At 30.8% G+C, this 493-nt stretch carries 1 protein-coding gene; it reads left to right on the top strand.

What is annotated here, in order from left to right:
* Positions 1-379 precede the first annotated feature (379 nt).
* A complete protein-coding gene (locus tag EII32_RS11605; RefSeq protein WP_002497230.1) occupies positions 380-481 on the top strand; it encodes a type I toxin-antitoxin system Fst family toxin in 102 nt (33 codons plus the stop codon).
* The last annotated feature ends 12 nt before the right edge of the window (positions 482-493 follow it).

Raw genomic sequence — 493 nt, 5'->3', positions numbered from 1 at the left:
GTATTGTTATATTTTCGTTTTTGTCGATTTCTTTATCACAATTACTACACTTTAATTTTTCAAGAAACATAAAATGACCTCACTTTTTGTGGTTTTTGAAACGAGTTGAAAACGAGTTTCTTCTTGTCTTGATACTATATAGGAATAAAGTTCTTTTTTAAAATAGGAATAGATACTTATATATTAACTTGAATGATTTAAAAAATTTGAAGATATCTATATTTTACTAAAATCAAGGTTGTTATTGTTAGTTTTAATGTTTATTTAGACATAGAATGACTTATCGGAAGTTACCTATTATCGAATATTCAGAGATGATATAATATACAGGTCGCCTATCTCTCAGGCGTCAATCTAGACGTAGAGAGGAGGTGTAATTATGCTTGATAACTTTGTTCACATCATGACCACAGCAGCGAGTGGTTGTATCGTCGCATTATTTGCGCATTGGCTACGCAATCGCAACGATAAGAAAAAATAGGCGACTATAGTC

This window comes from Prevotella sp. OH937_COT-195, from assembly GCF_003932845.1.
In the GTDB taxonomy this organism is placed as follows: domain Bacteria; phylum Bacteroidota; class Bacteroidia; order Bacteroidales; family Bacteroidaceae; genus Prevotella.
The sequence above is the reverse complement of the archived record's forward strand: the minus strand, read 5'-3'. Positions and strand labels throughout refer to the sequence as shown.